This is a genomic window from Trichocoleus sp. ST-U1, assembly GCF_039961835.1.
Taxonomy (GTDB): domain Bacteria; phylum Cyanobacteriota; class Cyanobacteriia; order Cyanobacteriales; family FACHB-T130; genus FACHB-T130.
This window is the reverse complement of the sequence record NZ_JAMPJZ010000016.1, coordinates 1-22,431: the sequence shown is the minus strand read 5'-3', so window position 1 is coordinate 22,431 and position 22,431 is coordinate 1. Positions and strand designations below refer to the sequence as shown.

The following is a 22,431-nucleotide window of genomic DNA, read 5'->3' as shown; positions in this document are numbered from 1 at the left end:
CATAGTAGCAGTGGCTCAGGAATTTCATATCTCTGTAAATCCCTTAGGGGAAAGTAAATATTGGGTGCGGACAGAATGGGTTGCCGCACCGGGTGCCGTCCCATTTGCCGAAGAGCAGGTAACGTGGCAAGTGGAGGATTGGTTAGCTCAGGCGAGGCACCTGATGAATGACCCTTTGCTGATGGCTTTGTCTCCTAGCGATATTTCTCGATCGGGTTCCCCGAACCGAGAAGCCGCCCAATCTTCCCTTAACTTGGTGGCGCTGGGGCAGCAGATGTACGATGCTTTGTTCCAAGGAACGCTGCGAGATAGTTGGATGATCGCGCAAGCGATCGCTCAAGATCGGCAAGAAGTATTGCGGCTGCGCTTGGGATTAAAAGATAGTCGCTTACTGAGCTTACCTTGGGAAGTATTGCACGATGGCGATCGCCCCTTGGCAACTGGAACCGATGTTGCCTTCTCCCGCTACCAGATGAGTACAAGGTTGAGAAGTCCCACCGTTTCGTTAGGTTCTGGGTCAAATCAACCGGCGGTGCGAATCTTGATGGCGATCGCTGCCCCCAACGACCAGGAAAGTTTGGCGCTCAAACAAGAAGTCAGCCACCTGCAAGCAGAACTGAGTCACCGTTCCCGGAATGGCTTACCCGAAATTCAACTCACCGTTCTGGAGCAACCGGGTACGGAGCAGCTGACGCACGAGCTGGAACAAGGTCAATATCAAGTTTTCCACTACGCAGGTCATAGCGACCAAGGAGCCTACGGCGGCAATCTCTACCTCGTAAGCCGCCAAACCGGGCTGACGGAGATGTTAAGCGGAGATGACTTAGCGGGGTTGCTCGTCAATAACGGCATCCAGCTCGCAGTGTTTAACTCCTGTCGGGGCGCTCATACCGCCGCTTCAGCTCCCAGCGACGGTGCCGCAGAGGGAAATTTGGCAGAAGCGCTGGTCAAACGCGGTATCAAGAGCGTGCTGGCGATGGCAGAACGCATTCCGGATCAAGTCGCTTTGACCTTGGCACGGCGGTTTTACGGCAATCTGAATCAAGGTTATCCGATTGACCTCAGCCTGAGCCGAGCGCGGCAAAGTTTAATTTCTACTTACGGTTCTCGCCAGCTTTACTGGGCTTTACCGATCCTCTATCTTCACCCGGAATTTGACGGTTACTTGACACCAGGTCATCATGCCATCAATGCCAAAGCAGAGCGACTTCAGTTGCCTGACGCTTCTGGGGCAGACATTGCTTGGGGAGGAATGCTGAATCCTCTCTCTAGGGAGGAAGAAGCGGTCTTCACGGCAGCGCCGACTGGATCTCGATCCGGTTTCTTAACCACCGACGAGGCTTTAGACTCCTTAGAGGATGACTTCTACGGGGATGACGATCCCGACTGGACCGATCCGGTTGATGATTTGGAGTATGACGATATTGGCTACGAAGACGACTCGGCTTTGGTTGCGGATCTGTTTCGCCAGCTAAAGCCTGAAGTAGCAGCAGAGACACCGAGGGAAACTGAGGTAGACCAGACAAGGGACAGACCTGTAGAAAGAGAAAATCAGACAACGATCGCCCCTCACCCGCCCAGCGAGTCGAAAACCCCCCCCCAACCCGTCGCCGCAGCGATCGCTGCTGAGTCAGCACCGAAAAACGCGGGATCGGGAGAATCGCTACTGGGATATGCCGCCGGGAACCCCCGGCTGCGATTTTGGCAGCGTGATGAAGGGAAGAAGGGACAGCGACGAGTCAAGCGTGCCCCACTGATTTTGCTGGCGTTAGGCTCGACGATGGCGATCGCGCTTTTGGGTTTCTGGTTGTTGCAACGTCGTCCGCAACCTTCAGACTTGTTGTTCTCTCAGGAGAATACCTCAACCTCACTTCCGGCGCTCCCTAGCCCCAATCTCAAAAATGTCAATCTCCAGAAAGCCAATACCCCGACTGTCACGGCGATCGCTATTGAACAATTCAGTCAAAATAACTTATCCGCCGCCGGGGTGGCTGTAGAAGAATTATTGAACCGAGGAGCGTTACAGCAGGCCCAAGGGGCGCTTGACAACGTTAACAAACAGAAAATCGACGACCCAGCCATCAGCTTCCTGAGAGGGCGTCTGGCGTGGCAGTCTGTTCAAACTGGCAGTAAGGATTACAGTTTGGATGATGCCCGTCGATTTTGGGAGCAAGCGGTCAAAAAGCAACCCAAATCTGCTAAATATCTGAATGCCCTAGGGTTTGCCTACTATTTAGAAGGGAATCTCGATCGTGCTAACCAAATTTGGTTTGATGCTTTTTACTTGATAGAAGAAAAGCAAGCTACTGTTGCTGGCTCGGTTGCCCAACAAGAAGCTTTGACAACTTATGCCGGATTAGCAATTGGGCTGACCAAATTAGCTGCATCTCAACCTGCTGATAAGCAAGCAAAACTTTTGGATGAAGCCCGGAAGCTCCGACAAAAGGCGATCTCAGAAGACCCGGTTAACTTCCAACCGGAGGCCCTAAGTAAAAACTGGCTCTGGACAGAAAAAGCAATTAAAGATTGGAGATCGCTACTTTCGACAAGTCAAAAGTAATTCCCGAAAAAACATCTACTTGCACGTTGAATTTTAGTAATTAGTAAAAAAATTTGAGTTTTGAATTAAGAATTTTTTTCTAACTCAAAACTCAAAAGTTTTATAGTAATTACTTTTTGAGCAACGCAGAGAGAGACTGTCGCTTTCGCAGATCCATGATTTCTGCCAGACTATCCTCGCCCCAATCCAGAGGATGATTTTCTTCTGGAGGCACCACCGTTACCTCAGTCATCCCATAATTTGTCATCATTAGGGGCACTTCTTGAGGTTTAGAGAAGCCTTCTGCCGGTTGTGGCGGCATGGGACGACGCTTTTGCTTTTGAGTCGGGCGGCGTTGTTTTTTGCGGACGCTTGCAGTCGGCTTTGACCGTTTGAGAGATTTACGCTGCGGTGAACGACTCAGGTTTAGCGCTATCAAAAGCGTTCCAGTGACAAAGCCCAAGGCGATCGCACCATACAACCACCGTGGCACTTCCTGTTGCTTTCGAGCTTCCGGAACTTCCGGCACCGCTGTAAAACCGGGCAACGGGGTTCCAGATGGCTGACTGGTTGTGAAGCTTGGCAGTAGTGATGTCTCTGGTTCTGGAACCGTCGTTTCGGCAGGCATCGGTTCAACAGATTTAGATTCCTCCTGCTCGATGGGGCCTGTACTAAATAGACCTAGCGCTGCTACTGCTGCGATGGTAATCATGGACGCCCACAAACCGCCCCAAAAGGCGAGTGGGTACTTCTGAACCATCTGGTACAGGAAAACAAGGCTAAAGCGCTGTATAGGAGGCTTATCGGGCTGATTGAGCATTGAACGCCCTCAACTAGCACGGCTGATTGATCTTGGGTAATTTATATCAAAGTTTTATCAAATTTTGAAAAACTCGGTATAACTCACTAGAGGCAGATTTTAGCAAAAATTGCCTGCGATCTTCCAAAAAAAGAAAATATAGTAACCCGGACAAAGAGATGATTGTAGCAGCCAAGAACCAGAGATTTTGGAGATTTCAGAGTTCTCAAAGCAGAGAATTACTTATCCCCAATCCCCAAGTACAAATTTTGGTAACAATGGGATTAAGCAGACATCCAACCGCAGGTACTGATTCAAGACAAGACACCTGCCTATGATAAATGAATGCGATAGACTAGCTACTCGACAGGGCACAGGGAGGATAGATAAAAAAATGGGCGAGCAGTTTACGCCTGCAATTGAAGAAGAGCCATCAGAAGAAGAAATTGTGGCACAAAGTTCATCGAATCGCCGTGGCACCTCCGGTGCCCTTGCCCGGAGAAATGCAGGACGGGAAAAACATGATATGGCTTTAACTCGGCTAAGCCGTGAAAGCTTGCCCCAATCCTGGTCAATAGAAAACAGTGAGAACCTGTATCGGATTGAAGGTTGGGGTCAACCGTACTTTTCGATTAATGCAGCCGGTCACGTTACAGTTTCTCCCAAGGGAGAGCGCGGTGGGTCTTTAGATTTATTTGAACTGGTCAACGCCCTGAAGCAGCGCAATCTGGGGCTACCACTGCTGATTCGCTTTTCAGATATTTTAGAAGACCGGATTGAGCGATTAAATGCTTGTTTTGCGAAAGCGATCGCGCGTTACAACTATTCCGGTACTTACAAAGGTGTCTTTCCGGTCAAGTGCAACCAGCAGCGACACTTGGTTGAAGATTTGGTGCGGTTTGGTAAACCCCATCAGTTTGGCTTGGAAGCTGGCTCGAAGCCAGAGATGATGATTGCTTTGGCAATGTTGGATACGCCTGGGGCATTACTCATCTGCAATGGCTATAAAGACCGAGAATACATCGAAACGGCGATGTTAGCGTCTCGACTGGGGCAAACGCCGCTGATCGTTTTAGAGCAGGTTGAAGAAGTACAGCTGTGTATTGAAGCCAGCCGTCAGTTGGGCATTAAGCCAATTTTGGGCATCCGGGCAAAGCTGAGTACCCAAGGCGTGGGACGCTGGGGAGGATCTACGGGCGATCGCGCTAAATTTGGTTTGACCATTCCCGAAATCATTCACGCGGTCAACGAATTACGAGACGCTGACTTGCTGGATTCGCTGCAATTGCTGCACTTCCACATTGGCTCTCAGATTTCCGCAATTAATGTCATTAAAGATGCCATCCAAGAAGCTAGCCGGATTTACGTCGAGTTAGCCAAGCTGGGGGCTGACATGAAATATCTCGATGTCGGCGGCGGTTTGGGCGTGGATTACGACGGCTCTCAAACCAATTTCTACGCTTCCAAAAATTACAATATGCAGAACTATGCCAACGATATCGTGGCAGAGTTGAAAGAAGCTTGTGCCGAACACCAGTTACCCGTTCCCACGCTGATTAGCGAGAGTGGGAGAGCGATCGCTTCCCATCAGTCGGTGCTGATTTTTGATGTTCTCGGCACCAGCGATGTCCCATCTGGGGCACCCGAACCCCCAAAAGAGGGTGAATCTCCAATTATTAATTACCTCTGGGAAACCTACCAATCTATAAACGAAGAGAATTTCCAAGAGCTATACCACGACGCCGCTCAATTCAAAGAAGAAGCCATCAGCCGATTTAATTTGGGGATTTTGCGCCTCACCGAACGAGCCAGAGCCGAGCGTCTTTACTGGGCTTGTTGTGAAAAAATTCTAGCGATTACCAGGAAGCAGGAATACGTTCCCGACGAACTGGAAGACCTAGAAAAAATTATGGCTTCCATCTACTATATCAACCTGTCTGTCTTCCAATCAGCGCCGGATTGTTGGGCAATTGACCAGCTGTTTCCCATCATGCCGATTCATCGGCTGGATGAGGAACCAACACGGCGGGGAATTTTGGCAGACCTCACCTGCGACAGCGATGGCAAAATCGATCGGTTTATCGACCTCAGAGATGTCAAGTCGGTTTTAGAACTGCATACGCTGAAGCCTGACGAACCTTACTACCTGGGGATGTTCTTGAATGGAGCTTACCAGGAAATTATGGGTAATCTGCACAACTTGTTTGGCGATACCAACACGATTCACATTCATTTGACACCCAAGGCTTACAGGATTGAACATGTCGTCAAAGGTGACACCATGAAGGAAGTCTTGGGTTACGTACAGTACGATTCTGAGGATCTGATTGAGCAGATTCGTCGGCTATGCGAACAAGCGCTTATGGATAAGCGCATTACCATTCAGGAATCCCAGCGATTGCTGCAAAACTACGAGCAGAGTCTCAGTCGGTACACTTATCTGTCGTCCTGATGGGTAATGGGAAATGGGTAGAGAATCCACTTGTGACCAACTACCTATTTCCCAATGACCGCTGACCAATGACTTAAATCGCTTCCATCCCCAGCAGATCGGCGATCGCTTGCCGTTCTGCTGGCGGATTAGAGGGCAGAACTTGACGAGCATCGTTAATCAGCCAATCGAGGGCTGCGGCTTGGACATCAATCGTGGCACCTGTCTTATCCACGCAGTAACGTCCGAACACCAGCTTATCGACTAAGCGCACTCCTGGGCCTAGGCGGGAGTATTCAAAAATCACGCTATTTTCCACCTTGGCACCGCTGCACACCCAGCAATTGGGTCCGATGTAGGTGGGACCGACAATCTTGGCTCCATCTTCAATGCGTGTCATGGCACCAATGTAGACTGGGCCTGTGATGTCAACCTTGTCCCAGTTCACCGCTACATTTAATCCGGTATAAATACCGGGAGCCACTTTCTGTCCGGGAATTGCCACATTTTTGACTTCTCCCAGTAACACGCTGCGAATTGCCTGCCAGTAGTCTGGCACTTTGCCAATATCCACCCACTGGAAGTCCATCGGGATTCCGTAGAAAGGCGCACCCATTTCTACCAGTTTGGGGAATAACTGACCCCCGATATCATACTCCTCGCCAGAGGGGATGTAATTTAAAATTTCTGGCTCGAAAATATAAATCCCGGTATTGATATTGGTACTGAGCGCTTCCTCCACTGATGGTTTTTCTTGGAAGGCTTTGATTCGTCCCTCTTCATCGGTGACAACGACTCCATAACTGGAAACCTCATTCTGTGGCACTGATTTCATCACAATCGTCGCGATCGAGCCTTTTTCTTTGTGCCACTTCACCGCTGCGGTCAGATCCAAATCGATCAACGCATCTCCGCACAGCACCACAAAGGTGTCATCAAAAAACGGAGAAAAGTCTTGGATGCGACGCATCCCGCCAGCAGAACCGACCGCTTCGCCGATCAAGTCGCCATTTTCTTCAATCCGGCCTTCAAAGGAATAGCCAATTTGCACCCCAAAACGCTGACCATCCCGGAAATAGCTTTCAATCTCGTTAGCAAGGTGGCTGACATTGACCATGATCTGGTCAAACCCATGCTGCCTGAGTAGTTCCACCAAGAACTCCATCACTGGTTTTTGCAGAATGGGAATTAAAGGTTTGGGAATGGTGTAGGTAATCGGACGAACGCGGGTACCTTTACCAGCCGCCAGAATCATGGCTTTCATGAATATTTTTTCCTCAACCTAGGCCACTTTGTTTTCGTGCAATTTAGCTGTACCCCATCCCTTCACTGGAGGCAAGGGATGGCTGGTCAAATATTTTAGTCGATTGACCTTGTCGATATTCTAGATGTTTCTCACCCTAGCGTTTAATCAACATACCGGCAGGAACTGAATGCGCCCCTGTTACAGTACAGAATCATCGCTACAGCGTTCGGATTTTTAGGTCTTGGTAGAACTCCTCTTGGGCTAACTCTACCTTAGACTGAGCAGACAGGAGTAACAGCGCCCAAAAAACTCCCACTCGGTCATTGTGTTTCGGCGCAGTTTCCACCTCTTCAGGCAATTGATGCGCGTTTAACGGTGCTGACCGTTGTTTTACCCCTGCCCATAACTCTAACAGCTGGTCTAATTCCAGCCAATCCTGACCGGGGGACATTTGGGGCCAATGACTGCTCAAAAACCGATCTAGGTGAGCTGCGGTTTCGGTCAGATTTTCTTGGTGAGCGAGGGCAGCGATCGCGCGGGCGGTTTGGGAACGAGACTGGGAACGGTAACTTGGGTCTTTAATCGCGTTTGGGCCAGCAGGTTTTTCTTCCAGTACCGTGGCTATTTGCTGTAGCTGTTCGATTAATTCGTGTAGGGTTACACGACGAGTTTGGGGAGGCATTGCTGTCCCTCGGCGTCGCAAATGGCGCTCCAACCGCGTTGGCAATTGTCTGGGATCGGCGGCGGTGTCGTCCAGTTCGTCCTCAGTGGGTTCGAGATTGTCTGGGAGCGATTGCGAAAACAGGGTATCCGCCTTGAGCAATACCAGCATGGACGCATACAGAAACGCCTGCCCGGACTGGGACAGCTCTACTTCAAAGGTGCCAGAGAGCTTCTCCCCAGCTTTCTCCAATTCCAATAAGCATCGATCGATCGCCTCAATCACCTGGACATCCCAAGGGTCGATTTCTCCCCGCTGAGCCAAATCGATTAAAAGGGCGATCGCTTCCTGGGCTGGGCCAATGGTCATCGGCATAAACTCAAGCTCAAATGAAGCTAAATTGATTAGGCAAGGGATTCCTGTTCTTTTGCTGCCGCGAGACTTGCTAGCTTCCCTCCAACTACCTCTGTGTTTTCAGTCTGGAGGGTCGCGTTTAAGGGCAGACTTTGTCTCTCTTCAATTTCTGCCTTGTAGTGTTCAATATTTTCCTCTAATTCTTGGATGCGCTCGTCTTTGGCACGCATCTGACGCAATTGTTTTCCAGATTCTAGACTTCGCAGCAACCGCGCCCAGATACTAAAAATCCACGCCAAGACAGCTCCAAGACCCATCGCCAGAATCAGTTCAATACACAAGGGCGCTTGCACTTCGACACCTTGAACAATTTGAATGGCGGCAGGTTCGGTATTTTCTAAGCTGAATAAAACTAGCGCTAGTAACACCGCGAAGATCAGCAAAAAATTAATCTGTCGCATCAATGAACTCCTAAACAATGCAGATCCCTTGCCAATTTTACAAGGAAGAACGAGATGAATTCCCTATTTAAGGATGAGAAGGATTTGAGTCTCACCTATCCTACTCTACGTCTACGCCAAGTGCATACACTCGCCAGTTTTGAGAAAATCTTGAACCCAAAAGGGGTACCTGTTAATGTTGTCTGAGTGCAAGAGCGATCGCGCTTATTTCGTATGACAAGTAGAAGCCGATTTCTCCTCATCGGACAACAATAAAAGTTTTGGAATGGCACACACCAACCAATATTGGGGATCGTGCAGAATCTTTTTTGAGTTGCCAAGCGCATCTTTGCTTGGTTTGTAGTGCTGATAGCTTTTAGTGCGGTATTTATTCTGATAATCCTTCAGATGTCATTAGGGTTTCGGGAAACCGTCTCTGTCGTCACAACTGAGGGCTGACGCAAAAGGCGGAGGGTATCGATGGTGTCCTTAATCGTACCCGCAAGGGGCACAGACACGAGAACTCCCAACAGTCCAGCTATCTGACCTCCGATCAATAAAGCGATAAAGATCCAGATTGGATTAAGTCCGGTGAAATCGCCCATTAACTTAGGAGCAAGGACGTTATCTTTGATCTGCTGCATGAAAATCGATGCGATCGCGACCCAAACGGCTAACCAAAAATCTTGCAGCATCACCAAAAGCGTCACCATCCCAATCCCCAAGGTAGCACCGATAAAGGGAATGAGTTCGGCAACCCCAATTAACAAACCAAACAACAGGGCAAACGGCAGGTTCAGAGTCAAAAAGATTGGCGTCAGCGTTGCCATCATAAACAGTCCTAGGAGGACTTGCGTAATGAAAAAATTCTGAAAGTTTAGCCGCAGGGATTCGCTCAACGGCAGACCGATCTGAGACGGAAGGAGATTAAACAAACCCTTCCACAAGCGATCGCCATACAGCAACATATAAAACGCCAGCACCACCACAAACACGACATCGATTAATCCTGTCAACGTCCCTAGTGCCACGCCAAACGCCTGACTTGCTAGAGCTTGCGCTTGGTTTTCGATCCGAAAACTGACGCGACGGCTAAACCCTTTGAGATCCAAAGGCAAACGACGAGTTTTTGTCCAGGCGTCCAACTGATCTAAATTTTGATTGCTTGCCTCTAACCAATCTGGAATATTTTTGAACAGTTGAGTCGTTTGATCTACCAATATCGGGACAAGAGTCACGCCCAAAATGACAAGCACCGCTAAAGTCACCACCAAAACGATAATTACCGCCTGTGTCCGTTTGAAGCGAATCTGCTCTAACACCCGCACCGGGTAATTGAGTAAAAAAGCCAGAATTGCCGAAATGGTGAGGATGGTAATTAAATGCTCAAAATAGCGAAATATCTGGGACAGAACCCAGATATTTAAAGCCACAATCGGGCCGGTCAAACCGAGAATCAGCAGGCGTTGAAGATTGGCTGAACGGCGCATCGCACTCACAACCTGTAGCAGTGGCTCCCTGGGTACTCGTAGAACGACTGGCTAGACTTTACACTCTAACCCATAGCCAGTCTAAAGTCTAAAGTCTATGAATATAGCCGCAAGCGATAAATTTTTTTGTAGGATGTATGAAAACTGGGGTCAAGCAAGACTTTAAAATACTTAGATTAGGGATTGAAAAAATATAAAGATGGATACAAGCGTAGCCGATCTGCGTAAAAATTACACCCGATTTGGACTGAGCAAAGCGGATAGCGACCCCAATCCCTTTCAACAATTTAAAACTTGGTTTGACCAAGCACGGGCAGCTGAGCTTCTCGAACCCAATGCCATGACTGTTGCGACTGTTGGGGCTGATGGCAAACCTAGCGCCAGAATGGTTCTACTCAAAGACTTCGACGAACAAGGCTTCGTATTCTACACGAACTACAAAAGTCAAAAAGCACAACAACTCCTCGTCAATCCGTGGGCGTCCTTAGTCTTCTGGTGGGCGGAACTGGAACGCCAAGTGCGGATTGAGGGGCAAGTGGAGAAGGTTTCAGATGCTGAATCAGAAGCTTATTTTCACAGCCGTCCGCTCTTAAGCCAATTGGGGGCTTGGGCTTCGCGGCAAAGCCAAGTCATTGAAAACCGCGAGATCCTTGAGCAACGCTTGCAGGAACTCAAAGAGCAATATGAAAATCGGGAAATTCCTCGACCGCCCCATTGGGGAGGCTTTCGAGTCATTCCTACAACAATTGAGTTTTGGCAGGGGCGTCCGAGTCGCCTGCACGATCGCTTGCACTATCGACGAGGTGACGATGGCAACTGGGTAATTGAGCGATTATCACCTTAAGAAAGAATACTTTCAGAAAGCCCATAAAAACAGGCAAACCCTATCTTTATAAGCAATACGTGGGGTTGATTTTTGTGTATTTCTTCTTTCTTCCGAAGCTGACCGAGTTGGTAAATGCCTGTCGTGTCTATTCCTCTTGGATGAAGCCTTTACTCAAAATTCTATCTAGAGCTGTAGGGAATTATTCTTAACTTGCCTCATGATTGGGTGGAAACAAAAACACTAACTTGTGCTGTTGTCGGTCAGCGGTAAATACTCAATTTCTAAACTTGTTGTTGGAAATTTATTGAAGAAAAAAGTGTTTTTGGAACAGTGCAAGTTTTCCTCATGAGTGCGTCATAACAAGACATCCTGTAACGGAGGGAGAACAGGAAATTGATGAATACAATACCCCCACAGCGTCAAAGATTTTTACGCCCAATGGCGCTGCTGCTTTCAGCGTTACTAATGGTTCCGTTTTTGAATGCTTGCGGAGAATCGCAGACTAGCACTCCGCTACCACCTGTTGACGATACGCGGGGTGGAACAGTGACTAATGCTCCCCCCACAAACCAACCTCAGCCGCAAGCGAAGAAAGGATTATCAACGGGTCAGAAAGTAGCAATCACTTTGGCGGGAGCGGCGGCACTTTACTATCTTTACAACAAGAATAAGAACAAGCAACAGCAGGGGGCGCAGGGGAAATACTACCTTTCTAAGAACGGTCGCGTTTACTACCGGGATGCCCAGAATCGCCCTCACTGGGTAACGCCGCCACCGGGAGGAATTCAAGTTTCGGAGGAGGAAGCGCGACAGTACCGTGAATTCCAGGGCTATAACAACAGACCCACAGGGCGCGACCTGAGGGGACTGGCTGAAGCTGATGCCCCGGTTCCGGTTCCAGCACAGTAAGCGCTGCTATCTCTGGGTTGCAGATATGCGATCGCCCGACCAGCCATAAAAGCGCCAAGATCCACAACGGCAATGAGGAATCAATCTGTACCCTCTACATAGCCGTTTCACATAGCAATTGAAAAAGGAGACAAATCATGGTAGATGGGTTTATCAGAAAGATGCAGGATGCCTTGCTTGGTAACGACCAAGACGCGAGCAACTACGACGATCGGGAAGTCCGCCCCGCAAGTGAAGATCCGTTTGGCGATCCCGGAGAATATGGGCAGTATGGCGATGTCCGTCCCGCTAGCGAAGACCCCTACGGCGATCCGGGAGCATATGGGCAGTATGGCGATGTTCGCCCTGCCAGTGAAGATCCCTTTGGCGATCCGGGAGAATATGGGCAGTATGGCGATGTTCGTCCCGCGAGTGAAGATCCCTACGGCGATCCAGCAGACTACCAAGGGCAGTTCGGACAAAGGCAGTTTGGAGATGTCCGTCCTGCAAGCGAAGATCCCTACGGCGATCCAGCAGACTACCAAGGGCAGTTCGGAGATGTTCACCCCGCTAGCGAAGATCCTTACGGCGATCCGGCAGACCAGGAAAGTAGCGGCTGGTAAGCTAAAGCTGTTAGCAACTAGAAGTTGTACACAATCGTAAAAAAGCAAGTAAAAAGGCAGTAACGGAATTCGTTACTGCCTTTTCACTAAATGTAGGGAGTTGAAAAAAAACAGACCTTACCGTGTTTAGCTCAAGGGAGAATTGTCATAATTTGCTAACAGATCGGCTGGGTGATCGTAGATAGCGATCGCACCCTTGAGTTGATTATCGTCAAAGCCACCAGAACGCACCGCAATTACACCCACACCAGCTTTATTTGCAGATTCAATATCGTAGGGAGTATCGGCAATCATCACTACTTGATTGGGTTCCATTTGCATCTTCTTCAATGCTGCTTCCACGATGTCTGGTGCTGGTTTAGAGGCATCGGCATCGCTAGAAGTTGTCGCTTCATCCAGTAGATCGTCAACTTGTGCGGCTTTCAGCAACGGGGAGAGTTCTTGACTTGATGCAGAGGTAGCGATAATCAGCTTTAATCCAGCCTCCTGCATTTTCAAGATCAGGTCTCTTGCGCCGTCTGTAGGAGACAGTGTTGGTGCAAAGCGGTTGACCATTAGTTCTCGACGCTTCTGAGAAACGGCTTTCCCATCTCCGTCTTCGTCATTTAATTCCGGCACCATTGCTGGGATGACGTGATCGCCACCCATCCCAATCAGCGGTCGAACTTTATCGAAGGGTACCTCATAACCATACGTTGCAAATCCCTCAACCCAAGCTTGGGCATGGGCATCATTGCTCAGAACCAGGGTACCATCGATATCTAAAATTACGCCTTGCACTGTCATGGTTGTATTACCTTTGGATTTTGGTTGTATTTGTCCCCCTTTTTAAAGCGGGATTTTCTCTGCTTTGATTCTCGTTTCGCTCCTTTCAGCCCCTGAATCGGGGCGAAGAAAAAACGCGATCGCTAATTTGAGGCTACCGCTGGCAGCACTTCCGGGTCATCATCCAACGAGAGGAGGAATTGAATGATATCGGTCTGATCTTGGGAAGTGAAACCTGCCTCGGTGTCTACCCAATAAGCGTGTCCGCTGCCGTCTACATTCGACTGTTGTAAGTCAGAATTTGCCCGGTTAACGGCTACCGTTGTTTCACGCAGGTTGCGATCCAGCAGCACTCGCAAACTTGCGCTGGGATCGGGCTGGATATTGTTAAGCAACGTACCTGCCATGCCTAGTTGATTGGGATCGGCGACTTTAAAGCCGTCTTTATCTCGCTTCAGTGCTTCGGAACTAGCTGCCACACCGCCATCATGGAGATAAGGTGCGGTTACGGCAAGTCCAATTAAGCTAGGCACTTTGTAACCACCGGCTGGGTTGCTGATGGCAAAGGCTAATTCTAGCGATCGCTGTGGAGTGATATCGGTCGGTACTGATAGCACCGGCGGATCGGGCGGCAGGGGGACTGGGACGTTACTGGGATAGGTTTGGGGTGCTATCAAGATGCGGGCAAAGGGTGCCTGCGCCGGACCCCGTGAGGGCTGAGTTCCAATCTCATCGGCTGCGATTACTTCATGGTTGGTGAAGTAGCGTCCGCTATGACACTCAACGCAACCAGCTTTTGAGAAGATTGCTGCACCCCGCTTCAGGGTGTCTGTGCTAGCAGTTTGAACGGGTGGCGGTGCCAAGCTATTTTGAAATGCGGATATTCCATTAAGTTGTTCGCCGACCGGGAATCTTGGTGAGTTTGCCATCAACCCATCCAAAATAAAAGGCGAACCTTTCGGGTATCCAGGCATCTTAATTACCTGGTTCATTCCCGGTTCCCCTGGTGTAGGATCGATTTTTTCAAAGAATTCTGATGGTTTTGCCCCTTCTGGCAACCGAAAAGCTTGATTGGCTGAATTTTGAAAAATAATTCCCAAATAAGTTTCTTTGTCAATATTTAGTAACGCTTGGCTGGAATCAGCCCCGGTTGTGGCGTCGGAATTGGTGCCGTGAACGTTGCTGTTGAGGGTAGTCAGTCCGTGAAACCAGCCAATGGCAGCGTTTCCACTCCAGCCGTAGGGCCAAGCTTTGTGGGTATAGGAGGAAGGATTTTGGGAAGGATTGTTGACCATGTTGCCGGTAGAATCAAAGTTCCCCGGAGGCCAACTGAGCAAATCGGCATCGACGGCATCTTCTACGGCTTTGGCATCTGGGAGACGGGCGATTTCCCCATCAGCGTTGATGTAAGTGCGATCGCCTAAGGGAAGTTTAGTGGGATTCACACCCGTCTGGCGAAACATGGCGGCGGAGTTCGTAGCCATCGCCAAGACTAAGCCGGGATCGACATCGTTGTTCGGCGCACCTTCGATAACGCGCCCACTTCTGCTATCGATTGCTGCATGACACAAGGCGCAGGTGATGCCGACTCGAACCTTACCCTTCTCAATGCTGGTACGCATTCCTAGGGGCAGAATTGAACCCGCAGGCACGTCCATGCCGGTGTTCAGCAAGGTTCCGGCGGTAAAAGTTCTGCCGCCGATGGTGACATCTTTATCGATGGGAATCTGGAGGTTGGTGGTATGTTTCCCTCCCAGCCGCGCGATCGCTTTCGTCATCGTTACCAGGTTGATTGGCCCATTCAGCGCCCCGACAACATCGGTCTGAAAGACCTGATCTTTAAAAGTTTCTGAGTAAAAAGCTTTGCGTCCCAGGTTAACTAAGTCCTCAGTAACCGCAACAGCCCCATTCTCCGGTGAAAGTTGCTTGCGCCCTTCCTCCGTTTGCAGCAGACTTTGGGCTTCGTCTTTGGCGATCGCGTATCCCAACACATCATAGGAACCGATCTCCTGCGGTGCAGGCTTCGTAAGGGGTGTAAAGGTGTTGTAGAGGCTGGGTGTTGCGGGAATCGCTAGCTCAATTTGAAAAGCCAAAAAGCTGATGACAACGAGAACTAAAGCTAGCAGGAAAAATGGGCGCGGTACCTTCGGCAACACCTTCATCGAACGCACGATGCCTCGCAAATCTATCAATTACCTCCGCTACTTTAAAGGGACAAACGCCGTCTCTCGTCTGTCTGGAGGCTGAACCGACTGAGTGTATATTTTTACACTCAAGAAAGCAGAGGTTTTTCAACACAATTAGCACAATCGCGATCGCGTGTTGTTGATACAGTACATTCCCAGGATGATTTTGTCAGCAGTGGAAAGCCCCTCCTTGCCGCAGTTCGTGGGCTTTCCACTGCTGCTGTCACAATTTTTGACAGCGGCAGGAAGGTTACAAATAGACCTGATTCCTAAAATTTTACTGCTCCCGCAATCTACGATTAAATTGAATTTCTAAAAAGTCTCAATAACCCAATAATCACCACTTTAGCGGTTTATTCGCTATCTAAAACTGTAGTCCTAGCATTGCTTCTGCCATCAGGTAGATACACTCTTTTAAGCAAATTGCCTAGATTGAGCAGTGATAGGGCAATAGGAGAAGTAGCGTGACCCCAGATAAAGCTGGATTGGGAGAACAAACGCTTAACAAGCTAGCAGAAATGGCGCTGGCAAGCCAACTGGGAATAGTAGAAGAATTAAAAGTTCAGATCAAGACGGATCTAAGCAAACTTTCCCGTGGTGAAGTTGATTTTATCGCTATTAATATCAATGGTCTAATTATACAAAAGTTTTTGCCCTCGGAAGAATTACAAATAGAAATTAATCGGATTAGTGTCAAACCTCGTCTTGCCCTAATCGGCAAAATCAAATTAACCAAGCCTTCTCAAGGAACACTTCGCGTTGTTATCAGTGAAGAGAATCTTACCCATGCCTTCAATTCTGAATCTTTTCAGAAACATCTGCACCAAAGCAAAATTTTTATTGAGAATAGAAAACTATCAATTCATATCCAAAAAGTAAACTTTTCTCTACTAGCAGACGGCAATATAGCTTTGAAGTCCGAGCTAATTCTGGATAAAACTGGACAAGTTCAGCAACTTGCCTTCACAGCTACACCTCGTATCGGAGCTAATGGGCAAGAAATTGTCCTCCAAGATGTGAATTATTTAGAGGGAAAGGAACTCCCACCACAACTAACAGATGTTTTGGTCGCACAAGTGAGCGAAGTTTTAAGCCTGCGTGACTTTGACAAAAAAGGGATGTCACGGCAATTTCAGCAGATTGATGTAGTGGCAGGTAAGTTAACTTTGCAAGCCACCATTAATATTGAGCAGATTCCTTCCTCTTAAGCTGACATTACACAAGTTTGAGTAAATTTTTGTTTACAAATAATTTTAGTGTTTAAAGTTACAATTTAACTTAACAGGACTACCATTCTTTAGCTAGAAGTAGAAGTGAATTAGTAGCAGGTACTTTAGTTACTAACAGGCTAACAACCGATTATTTCTCTGAATTTTTTAATACCCGAAGCCAATAGGTCTATTTTATCCGGTTCTGCGCTCCTGTTATTGATTTTGGTTTAGAAGCTCCCAGTCTTATGATTTTAATCTCCTAAGTAGCATCATCAGTTAACCGACTGGTTGCTCTTGAGGCTTACTTATGTTGATTACTTTTTGTATTTTTCCCTGACTGGATAACGCTGACCTAAAACCAAAACCCTCAGTAGAGATACCAGGAAGTTGTCTTTGCTTACAAGGCTTAAAAAAAGTGCGTTCATACCGTGGGTTTCCTAAAAAAAAGCAGGATTGCTTGCTAATAAGTAAGATTACCTCCGCTTTATGAGGATAGGGTCTGAGCCTTATGCGTGGCGTGCTTGCAGGAGCTTTAAATAGACCGCTTCATTATTAAAACTCTATCTAAGCCGACCCATGACTCACTTTGGTGTAATTTGCCCGCCTTTTTCAGGTCATTTGAACCCCTTGGCAGCGTTGGGACGAGAATTGCAACAACGCGGTCATCGCGTCACTTTCCTGCAAATACCGGATCTAGAGGCATCTGTACGCTCAGAAGGGCTAAACTTTTATCCGATTGGGCAGGGGATTTATCGACCCGGATTTCTTGCGGAGTCCTTCGCGCAACTCGCTCAATTGAGCCGTCTAGAGTCACTCCGTTATTCAGTCACCTTGTGCCAACAGGTGAGTGAAATGTTCTGCCAAGATGCCCCCGATGCCATTCAAGCGGCGGGGATTGAAGCACTGCTGGTGGATCAGCTTGAACCAGCGGGTGAAGTTGTAGCTGAATCCCTCAATATCCCTTTTATTACTGTGTGCTGCGCCCAAGCTATCCGCCGACAGGCAGATGTTCCCCCCTTTTTTATGGGCTGGAGCTACCAGAATACCTGGTGGGCGCGTCTTCGCAATCTAGCTGCTTATTACCTATTAGATCGCAATAGCAAGCCGATTCAGAAAGCTCTAAATGAGTATCGCGCAGCGTGGAAGTTGCCCCTGAAACAAGGCTTCAGTCTCTCCTGTTCTCGACTTGCCCAAATCAGCCAACAGCCTGCTGCTTTTGATTTTCCCTGCGCCAACCTGCCAGAAAACTTCTATTACACTGGGCCATTCCGTAATGCGTCACCGCGAACAATTCCCTTTCCCCATGAACGGTTGACCGGACAGCCCCTAATTTACGCTTCGCTGGGGACTGTGCAGAGTACCAAACAGGAAATTTTCTCCTGCATTGCAGAAGCTTGCGTTGGACTGGATGTTCAACTGGTTCTCTCTTATGGAGGTGGGATGAATGTAGAAGCGGTTGAAAGGATGCCCGGTTCGCCGCTGGTTGTAGAGTATGCCCCTCAGATGGAATTGATTTCTAAAGCAAGGTTAACCATCACGCACGGGGGACTGAACACAGTACTCGATTCGCTCAGCCACGGGGTTCCTTTAGTTGCTATCCCCATCACCTATGAACAACCGGGGACTGGAGCGCGAATCCAATGGACAGGTACGGGTGAGGTGGTTCCTTCAGACGGTCTGAGCATTTCTAAGTTGCGAGGCGCGATTCAACGAGTGCTTACGGAGGATTCTTACTCAAATAATGCATTTCGGCTCCAACAGGCTATCCGTCAATCAGGCGGCGTGAAGCGAGCTGCTGATGTTGTTGAGCAGGCTGTAGGGTTCAAGCATCCAGCTCTGTCGAAATTAACGTCCAATGTATCTAGTGTATCTAGGAGTGTTGCGTGAACTCTATCAAGTGAATTATCAAGTGAATTGTCCGCCGCGACTCTGCTTCGGTGATGGTTGGCTAATCCTCTAATGAAAAAACAGGATAGAACGCCAGCGTTCTATCCTGTTAGCAAAATAAAACTCTATACATCAACTGAAGTGATGATGAGAGTTTTTTGAGGTGATTTTATTTAGGTCGTAACTTCGGCAGCTTTTGCTGCCACGTCGAAAACGATGTTGTAGCTTTCGGTTGAACCCAAGCGTTGGAGGACTCGCTGATGGGCTTCTGCGTCACAGCGGCGGCGAAAACGAGCAACAACCGAGGATTGCAACTTGGGTACGCGACGCATTAGGCACCAAGGGTGAAGCTGGTTAAAGTAGGTCATAAAATTTTCCCGATGATACCTAGGGTTTTTTGATGAATGTGCTTTGAAGGATGGCGATAAGGGTGTGGCGATCGCTATCGTTCTTTTGCGAGTGCAGTCCCCATCTATTGATAGGGTTGCGCTGAAATGCCAGCTAGTATTGGTGTTTTATCTGTAACCCAGACAGTCCAGATGGGCTATTTATGGAGGAAAGCAGGTGCGATCGCCCCTTTGGTTCAGTGCTGCTTTGATGGCAGCAATTCCCGGTGCTACTCGCAGTGCTTCTGTTGCTTTGGATTTGTTCATAGATATTTGATTGGGTAGATGGGTACAGGCGTGCGAGCCTTGTCGCTAGCACAAACAGCACTCATCCAGCTTAATTTCCGGCAGCTATGAGCAGGAAATACTACTTTGTTGGGGGATTACTGGAAGGTTAAAAATTGAACCCTCTTTATAGATTGTAACATAAAATGATTCAAGTTACTAACTTGAAACGAATAGTCGCAAAGTAGGGCATGATAGCTTAGTTTTAGGCACTAAAGGCGATTACTAGCGGTTTTACCTGTAATAAGGAAGAGAGAGTCGTTGAGACGAAGGTTTACGGATGAAGGGCTGCGGCAGATGGGCAACTTCTTACGAGCCTGTCGGGAAGCGAAAGGCTTGAGTGTCCACAAGTTGAGCGAACACACGAAGGAGTATGAGGCTCGCTTCTATGAAGGGTTGGGAGAGCCATTGCCTAAAGTTCTTGGGGTGAGCATTGCAGCCATTTCAAGAATTGAGAATGGAAACTTAAATAAACCAGCACCTGATATTTTGTGGATACTCTTAGATGTTCTCAAACCCGAACACCCGACTGAGAATCGTATTCTGACGCTGGAAGATTTGCTGCTGATTGGTACGGAAGCTTGGAACCCAAACATCGGAGACTGAACGTGTCAGTTACTTCTTCGCTCTGGGCTAGTTTTAACCAGAAAGCGAAAGTGAACAAGAGTTTGGGCGATTTGCCTAACTTGTTGATAAGGTAGCGATCTCACTCAGAAGAAAATTAGGCGATCGCCTTTTAGTGGTGAAGGGGAGAATGCGATCGCTTCCTGACCGATGCAATAAAAAAGGGCGCGATCGCAACTGGTGGTATAGATAAAGTTTCATGGCATAATCACTACACGTTGTTGAGAAACAAGGAATTTGGAAGTTGAAAGGCCGAATTGTATAGCTACTAAAAACAGAGCTAGGGACACAAATATATGACCTCTGTTTCAGAGCAAGCGCAAGACGAAGAGTACATCAAAATTGTTATAGATCCAATTTCTGCTTGTAAAAATTACATACCAAAATTTGGAGGTAGTGCAGGACTAACATTATCTGAATTTCAAAGCTTATACCAAGCTGATCCCTTCTACTCATGGTTAGGCTTAGATTCTCCTCTAATGTTCACTGCTCATAAAGCCGCTGGTGGCATGACATCAGTGTACCGACAAGTTGGGATAGGTTGTCAAAGACTGATTCAACGCATTATTATGGATAGCCTTAATCTGACAGCAGAGCAATCAATCTGGTCTTATGAAATTAAAAAAATAGAGGGGAAGACACAAACTTTATCTCTCGACTGCTGCATCCCAATAGCTGAAACGAAACTTGACCGCCGTCCAATAGTTACTAACTGGGTTCAAAATGCCTGTAGAGCAGTCAACATATCAGAAGATATGATACCAGTTTTCAAAGGAGCTGTTTTTGAAATCCGACAAGGGTATAAAAGTAAAGACTCAAAGCGCCAGAATGCTGATATTGCAAATGCAGCAGCAGCTTACTCTGAAGGATATTTGCCAGTAATATTACTTTTTTCAAACCAGATAGATAGTAGCGTTGCCGATCGTTATATTAAATCACGCTGGTTAATACTTCGAGGTACAACTAATGGTTCAACAACTAGCTCTACATACGAGTTTTGTCGCCAAGTGCTAGGTTACGACTTAGCAAATTTCTTCCAACGCCATTCCGCTAGGTTGAAGCAAGAGGTAGAATCAGTTCTAACCGCTTTATTGCAATAAACTGAATGATTTCTCAAAGGGCTGATTTGACTTTCAAAGACAATCTTAAGCAAGGGCGACACGGTTGGATACGTTTGACTCCAGCCTATTCAGTCAAGGTAGTTCAAAATGTCCTCGAATATGTTGGAAAACCACAACTTGTCCTCGATCCTTTTTCTGGTAGTGGAACAACAGGGTTAGTCTGTGCTGAGAGGGGAGTTAATTGCAATCTGATAGAAATTAACCCATTTTTAGCTTGGCTATCACAATCAAAAGTACATCATTACAGTCCATGTGAATTAAACGCAGCTATTGAAATAGCTGGTGCTGTAGCGGAACAAGCATCCCAAAATGAGCAATTTGATAATCTCTGGATTCCACCGCTTAATTACATTGAACGTTGGTGGTCGCCAGAAAGGTTAAAGATACTAGCAAGTCTTTTTCAGGCGATACAAAGCCAGAGGAAGAATGGAAAAGATAGTTTGGCTTTAAATCTAGCGCTTATTGCTTTTTGTAGAACAACAATAGAGTGGTCGAACGCTGCTTTTAATCATCAATCTATGTCTTTCAAAAAAGAAAAAATAAGCTTTAATAAATTAAATGAAAAACACTTAATTATTAATGATTTTGTAAGCTACTGTGAGCAGACTATTAATTCTGCAAAGCAACATCTTTTAGGAAGTGTTTCTGTACAAAATAGTGACTCTCGTTACATTCACATAAACGATTGTAGGAAGTATGATTGCGTAATTACCTCACCTCCCTATCCAAACCGGATGAGTTATATACGTGAAGTAAGACCTTATATGTATTGGCTAGGTTTCCTTAATAATGCGCGTGAGGCAGGCGATTTAGATTGGCAAGCAATTGGCGGAACTTGGGGAATAGCAACTAGCCGTTTAGCCCAATGGGAACCTGGAAATACACAAATTAAAAATGAAAACTTCAAAGGTATAATTCAAGAGATTAATAAGCAAAGCCCTATCCTGGCAAACTACGTTCATAAATATTTTGTCGATATAGTAACCCACATAGATAGCCTAAGCTATGTTCTTGTTAAAGGGGCAAAAATTTTCTATATTGTTGGCAATTCTAAGTTTTACGATACACTTGTTCCAGTAGAAGAGATTTATATGAGCATAATGAGGCAATGCGGTTTTAAAAACGTGCAAAGTGAAGTAATAAGAAAAAGAAATTCAAAAAAAGAATTATATGAATTTTTAGTGACAGCAGAATGGTAAGTTTGAAGAGTGCAAGTCGTTAATACTGGGAGCGATCGCATCCTCTGCAAAAATCTAAATCTGCCAAAATTGGCAGGATGCGATCGCATCCTTTTAGATGCAATAAAAAAGGGCGCGATCGCACCCACGAAAACAATTATTAAAAAACTTTAGAATCTTGAGCCGCAGATAGATTCCACAACCGCTACAGGCTCATTTCGATGTTGCTCTCGGCAAATTAAATTCTTAGCCAAACGTTGCTCAGCATAGGCTCGGTGAGTAAACCAGCCGATCGGCGTACCAGCGATCGCGCCGATCAGCAGACCCGTTAGCAGACTATAAACCAGATGCTTTCGAGTAATCCTATTCTCTTTCATTTATAGCAATCGCCAAGGTAATTAGGACGACAAGCATAAGACATGCTCGATTGCATCTCGCAAACAATTAAACTGGTCGAGTTGTTTGCGGATGCGGCTCTTGAGCCAAGACCA

The 22,431-nt window shown here is 47.3% G+C and carries 22 protein-coding genes and 1 pseudogene; 12 read left to right on the top strand and 11 right to left on the bottom strand.

From position 1 onward, the window contains the following. Positions 1-10 precede the first annotated feature (10 nt). Entirely contained in the window at positions 11-2,560 is a 2,550-nt protein-coding gene (locus NDA06_RS08630; RefSeq protein WP_190985521.1) for a CHAT domain-containing protein, read from the top strand. A 109-nt stretch (positions 2,561-2,669) separates the two neighbouring features. On the opposite strand, the gene NDA06_RS08625 is transcribed toward NDA06_RS08630, so the two are convergent. Then, positions 2,670-3,359, bottom strand: coding sequence for a hypothetical protein (locus NDA06_RS08625; protein ID WP_190413092.1), 690 nt, complete (start codon positions 3,357-3,359; stop codon positions 2,670-2,672). 373 nt (positions 3,360-3,732) lie between these two features. On the opposite strand from NDA06_RS08625, the gene speA reads away from it, so the two are divergent. Then, positions 3,733-5,790 carry a biosynthetic arginine decarboxylase gene (gene speA / locus NDA06_RS08620; RefSeq protein ID WP_339380229.1) on the top strand — a complete coding sequence of 686 codons (2,058 nt, stop codon included), beginning with the start codon at positions 3,733-3,735 and terminating at the stop codon, positions 5,788-5,790. A 73-nt stretch (positions 5,791-5,863) separates the two neighbouring features. Here the strand turns inward: speA and NDA06_RS08615 are convergent, their stop codons facing one another. From NDA06_RS08615 to NDA06_RS08605, 3 genes are all read right to left on the bottom strand, one after another. Further along, a complete protein-coding gene (locus NDA06_RS08615; protein ID WP_190413091.1) occupies positions 5,864-7,033 on the bottom strand; it encodes an NDP-sugar synthase in 1,170 nt (389 codons plus the stop codon). Positions 7,034-7,232: 199 nt separating this feature from the next. Next, positions 7,233-8,051, bottom strand: coding sequence for a ScpA family protein (locus NDA06_RS08610; protein ID WP_339380694.1), 819 nt, complete (start codon positions 8,049-8,051; stop codon positions 7,233-7,235). Between the two features lie 29 nt (positions 8,052-8,080). Beyond that, a complete protein-coding gene (locus NDA06_RS08605; protein ID WP_190413090.1) occupies positions 8,081-8,491 on the bottom strand; it encodes a LapA family protein in 411 nt (136 codons plus the stop codon). Positions 8,492-8,545: 54 nt separating this feature from the next. On the opposite strand from NDA06_RS08605, the gene NDA06_RS08600 reads away from it, so the two are divergent. Continuing rightward, a complete protein-coding gene (locus NDA06_RS08600; RefSeq protein ID WP_277878341.1) occupies positions 8,546-8,677 on the top strand; it encodes a hypothetical protein in 132 nt (43 codons plus the stop codon). Between the two features lie 197 nt (positions 8,678-8,874). Here the strand turns inward: NDA06_RS08600 and NDA06_RS08595 are convergent, their stop codons facing one another. Further along, positions 8,875-9,960: an AI-2E family transporter gene (locus tag NDA06_RS08595; RefSeq protein WP_190438655.1), complete on the bottom strand. Its 1,086-nt coding sequence runs from the start codon at positions 9,958-9,960 to the stop codon at positions 8,875-8,877. A 199-nt stretch (positions 9,961-10,159) separates the two neighbouring features. On the opposite strand from NDA06_RS08595, the gene pdxH reads away from it, so the two are divergent. From pdxH to NDA06_RS08580, 3 genes are all read left to right on the top strand, one after another. Further along, a complete protein-coding gene (gene pdxH / locus NDA06_RS08590) occupies positions 10,160-10,804 on the top strand; it encodes a pyridoxamine 5'-phosphate oxidase (protein ID WP_190985520.1) in 645 nt (214 codons plus the stop codon). A 378-nt stretch (positions 10,805-11,182) separates the two neighbouring features. Next, a complete protein-coding gene (locus NDA06_RS08585; protein ID WP_190985519.1) occupies positions 11,183-11,695 on the top strand; it encodes a hypothetical protein in 513 nt (170 codons plus the stop codon). 137 nt (positions 11,696-11,832) lie between these two features. Beyond that, entirely contained in the window at positions 11,833-12,297 is a 465-nt protein-coding gene (locus tag NDA06_RS08580) for a translation initiation factor (RefSeq protein ID WP_190985518.1), read from the top strand. A gap of 126 nt (positions 12,298-12,423) precedes the next feature. Here NDA06_RS08580 and NDA06_RS08575 read toward each other — a convergent pair whose 3' ends face one another. Both NDA06_RS08575 and NDA06_RS08570 read right to left on the bottom strand, forming a co-directional pair. Then, positions 12,424-13,083 (bottom strand): HAD family hydrolase, encoded by a 660-nt coding sequence (locus tag NDA06_RS08575; protein WP_190985517.1) that lies wholly within the window; start codon positions 13,081-13,083, stop codon positions 12,424-12,426. Between the two features lie 122 nt (positions 13,084-13,205). Continuing rightward, positions 13,206-15,224: a hypothetical protein gene (locus tag NDA06_RS08570; protein ID WP_190985541.1), complete on the bottom strand. Its 2,019-nt coding sequence runs from the start codon at positions 15,222-15,224 to the stop codon at positions 13,206-13,208. Positions 15,225-15,712: 488 nt separating this feature from the next. Here NDA06_RS08570 and NDA06_RS08565 point away from each other — a divergent pair, with 488 nt between their 5' ends. Both NDA06_RS08565 and NDA06_RS08560 read left to right on the top strand, forming a co-directional pair. Beyond that, a complete protein-coding gene (locus NDA06_RS08565) occupies positions 15,713-16,456 on the top strand; it encodes a DUF2993 domain-containing protein (protein WP_190985516.1) in 744 nt (247 codons plus the stop codon). A 579-nt stretch (positions 16,457-17,035) separates the two neighbouring features. Continuing rightward, positions 17,036-18,346, top strand: a complete 1,311-nt coding sequence (locus tag NDA06_RS08560) for a nucleotide disphospho-sugar-binding domain-containing protein (protein WP_348233228.1) — start codon at positions 17,036-17,038, stop codon at positions 18,344-18,346. Positions 18,347-18,519: 173 nt separating this feature from the next. Here the strand turns inward: NDA06_RS08560 and NDA06_RS08555 are convergent, their stop codons facing one another. After that, positions 18,520-18,714, bottom strand: a complete 195-nt coding sequence (locus tag NDA06_RS08555) for a hypothetical protein (RefSeq protein ID WP_190438634.1) — start codon at positions 18,712-18,714, stop codon at positions 18,520-18,522. A 564-nt stretch (positions 18,715-19,278) separates the two neighbouring features. On the opposite strand from NDA06_RS08555, the gene NDA06_RS08550 reads away from it, so the two are divergent. Then, entirely contained in the window at positions 19,279-19,623 is a 345-nt protein-coding gene (locus NDA06_RS08550) for a helix-turn-helix transcriptional regulator (RefSeq protein ID WP_190987210.1), read from the top strand. Positions 19,624-19,698: 75 nt separating this feature from the next. Here the strand turns inward: NDA06_RS08550 and NDA06_RS08545 are convergent, their stop codons facing one another. After that, complete coding sequence (locus NDA06_RS08545) at positions 19,699-19,842, bottom strand: hypothetical protein (RefSeq protein WP_190987211.1); 144 nt, start codon at positions 19,840-19,842, stop codon at positions 19,699-19,701. Positions 19,843-19,937: 95 nt separating this feature from the next. Between NDA06_RS08545 and NDA06_RS08540 the strand changes: the two genes are divergently transcribed. The 3 genes from NDA06_RS08540 to NDA06_RS08530 are packed head-to-tail and all read left to right on the top strand — an operon-like array spanning position 19,938 to position 22,114. After that, a complete protein-coding gene (locus NDA06_RS08540; protein WP_190987212.1) occupies positions 19,938-20,741 on the top strand; it encodes a hypothetical protein in 804 nt (267 codons plus the stop codon). Between the two features lie 5 nt (positions 20,742-20,746). Beyond that, positions 20,747-21,961 (top strand): DNA methyltransferase, encoded by a 1,215-nt coding sequence (locus NDA06_RS08535; RefSeq protein WP_190987213.1) that lies wholly within the window; start codon positions 20,747-20,749, stop codon positions 21,959-21,961. A gap of 9 nt (positions 21,962-21,970) precedes the next feature. After that, entirely contained in the window at positions 21,971-22,114 is a 144-nt protein-coding gene (locus NDA06_RS08530) for a hypothetical protein (RefSeq protein WP_190987214.1), read from the top strand. Here NDA06_RS08530 and NDA06_RS08525 read toward each other — a convergent pair. Together NDA06_RS08525 and NDA06_RS08520 are read right to left on the bottom strand one after the other, a co-directional pair. Further along, positions 22,111-22,317, bottom strand: coding sequence for a hypothetical protein (locus NDA06_RS08525; protein WP_190413078.1), 207 nt, complete (start codon positions 22,315-22,317; stop codon positions 22,111-22,113). The two genes, NDA06_RS08530 and NDA06_RS08525, sit on opposite strands and share 4 nt — an antisense overlap. Positions 22,318-22,338: 21 nt before the next feature. After that, positions 22,339-22,431, bottom strand: a pseudogene (locus NDA06_RS08520) (IS630 family transposase); the annotation flags it as partial.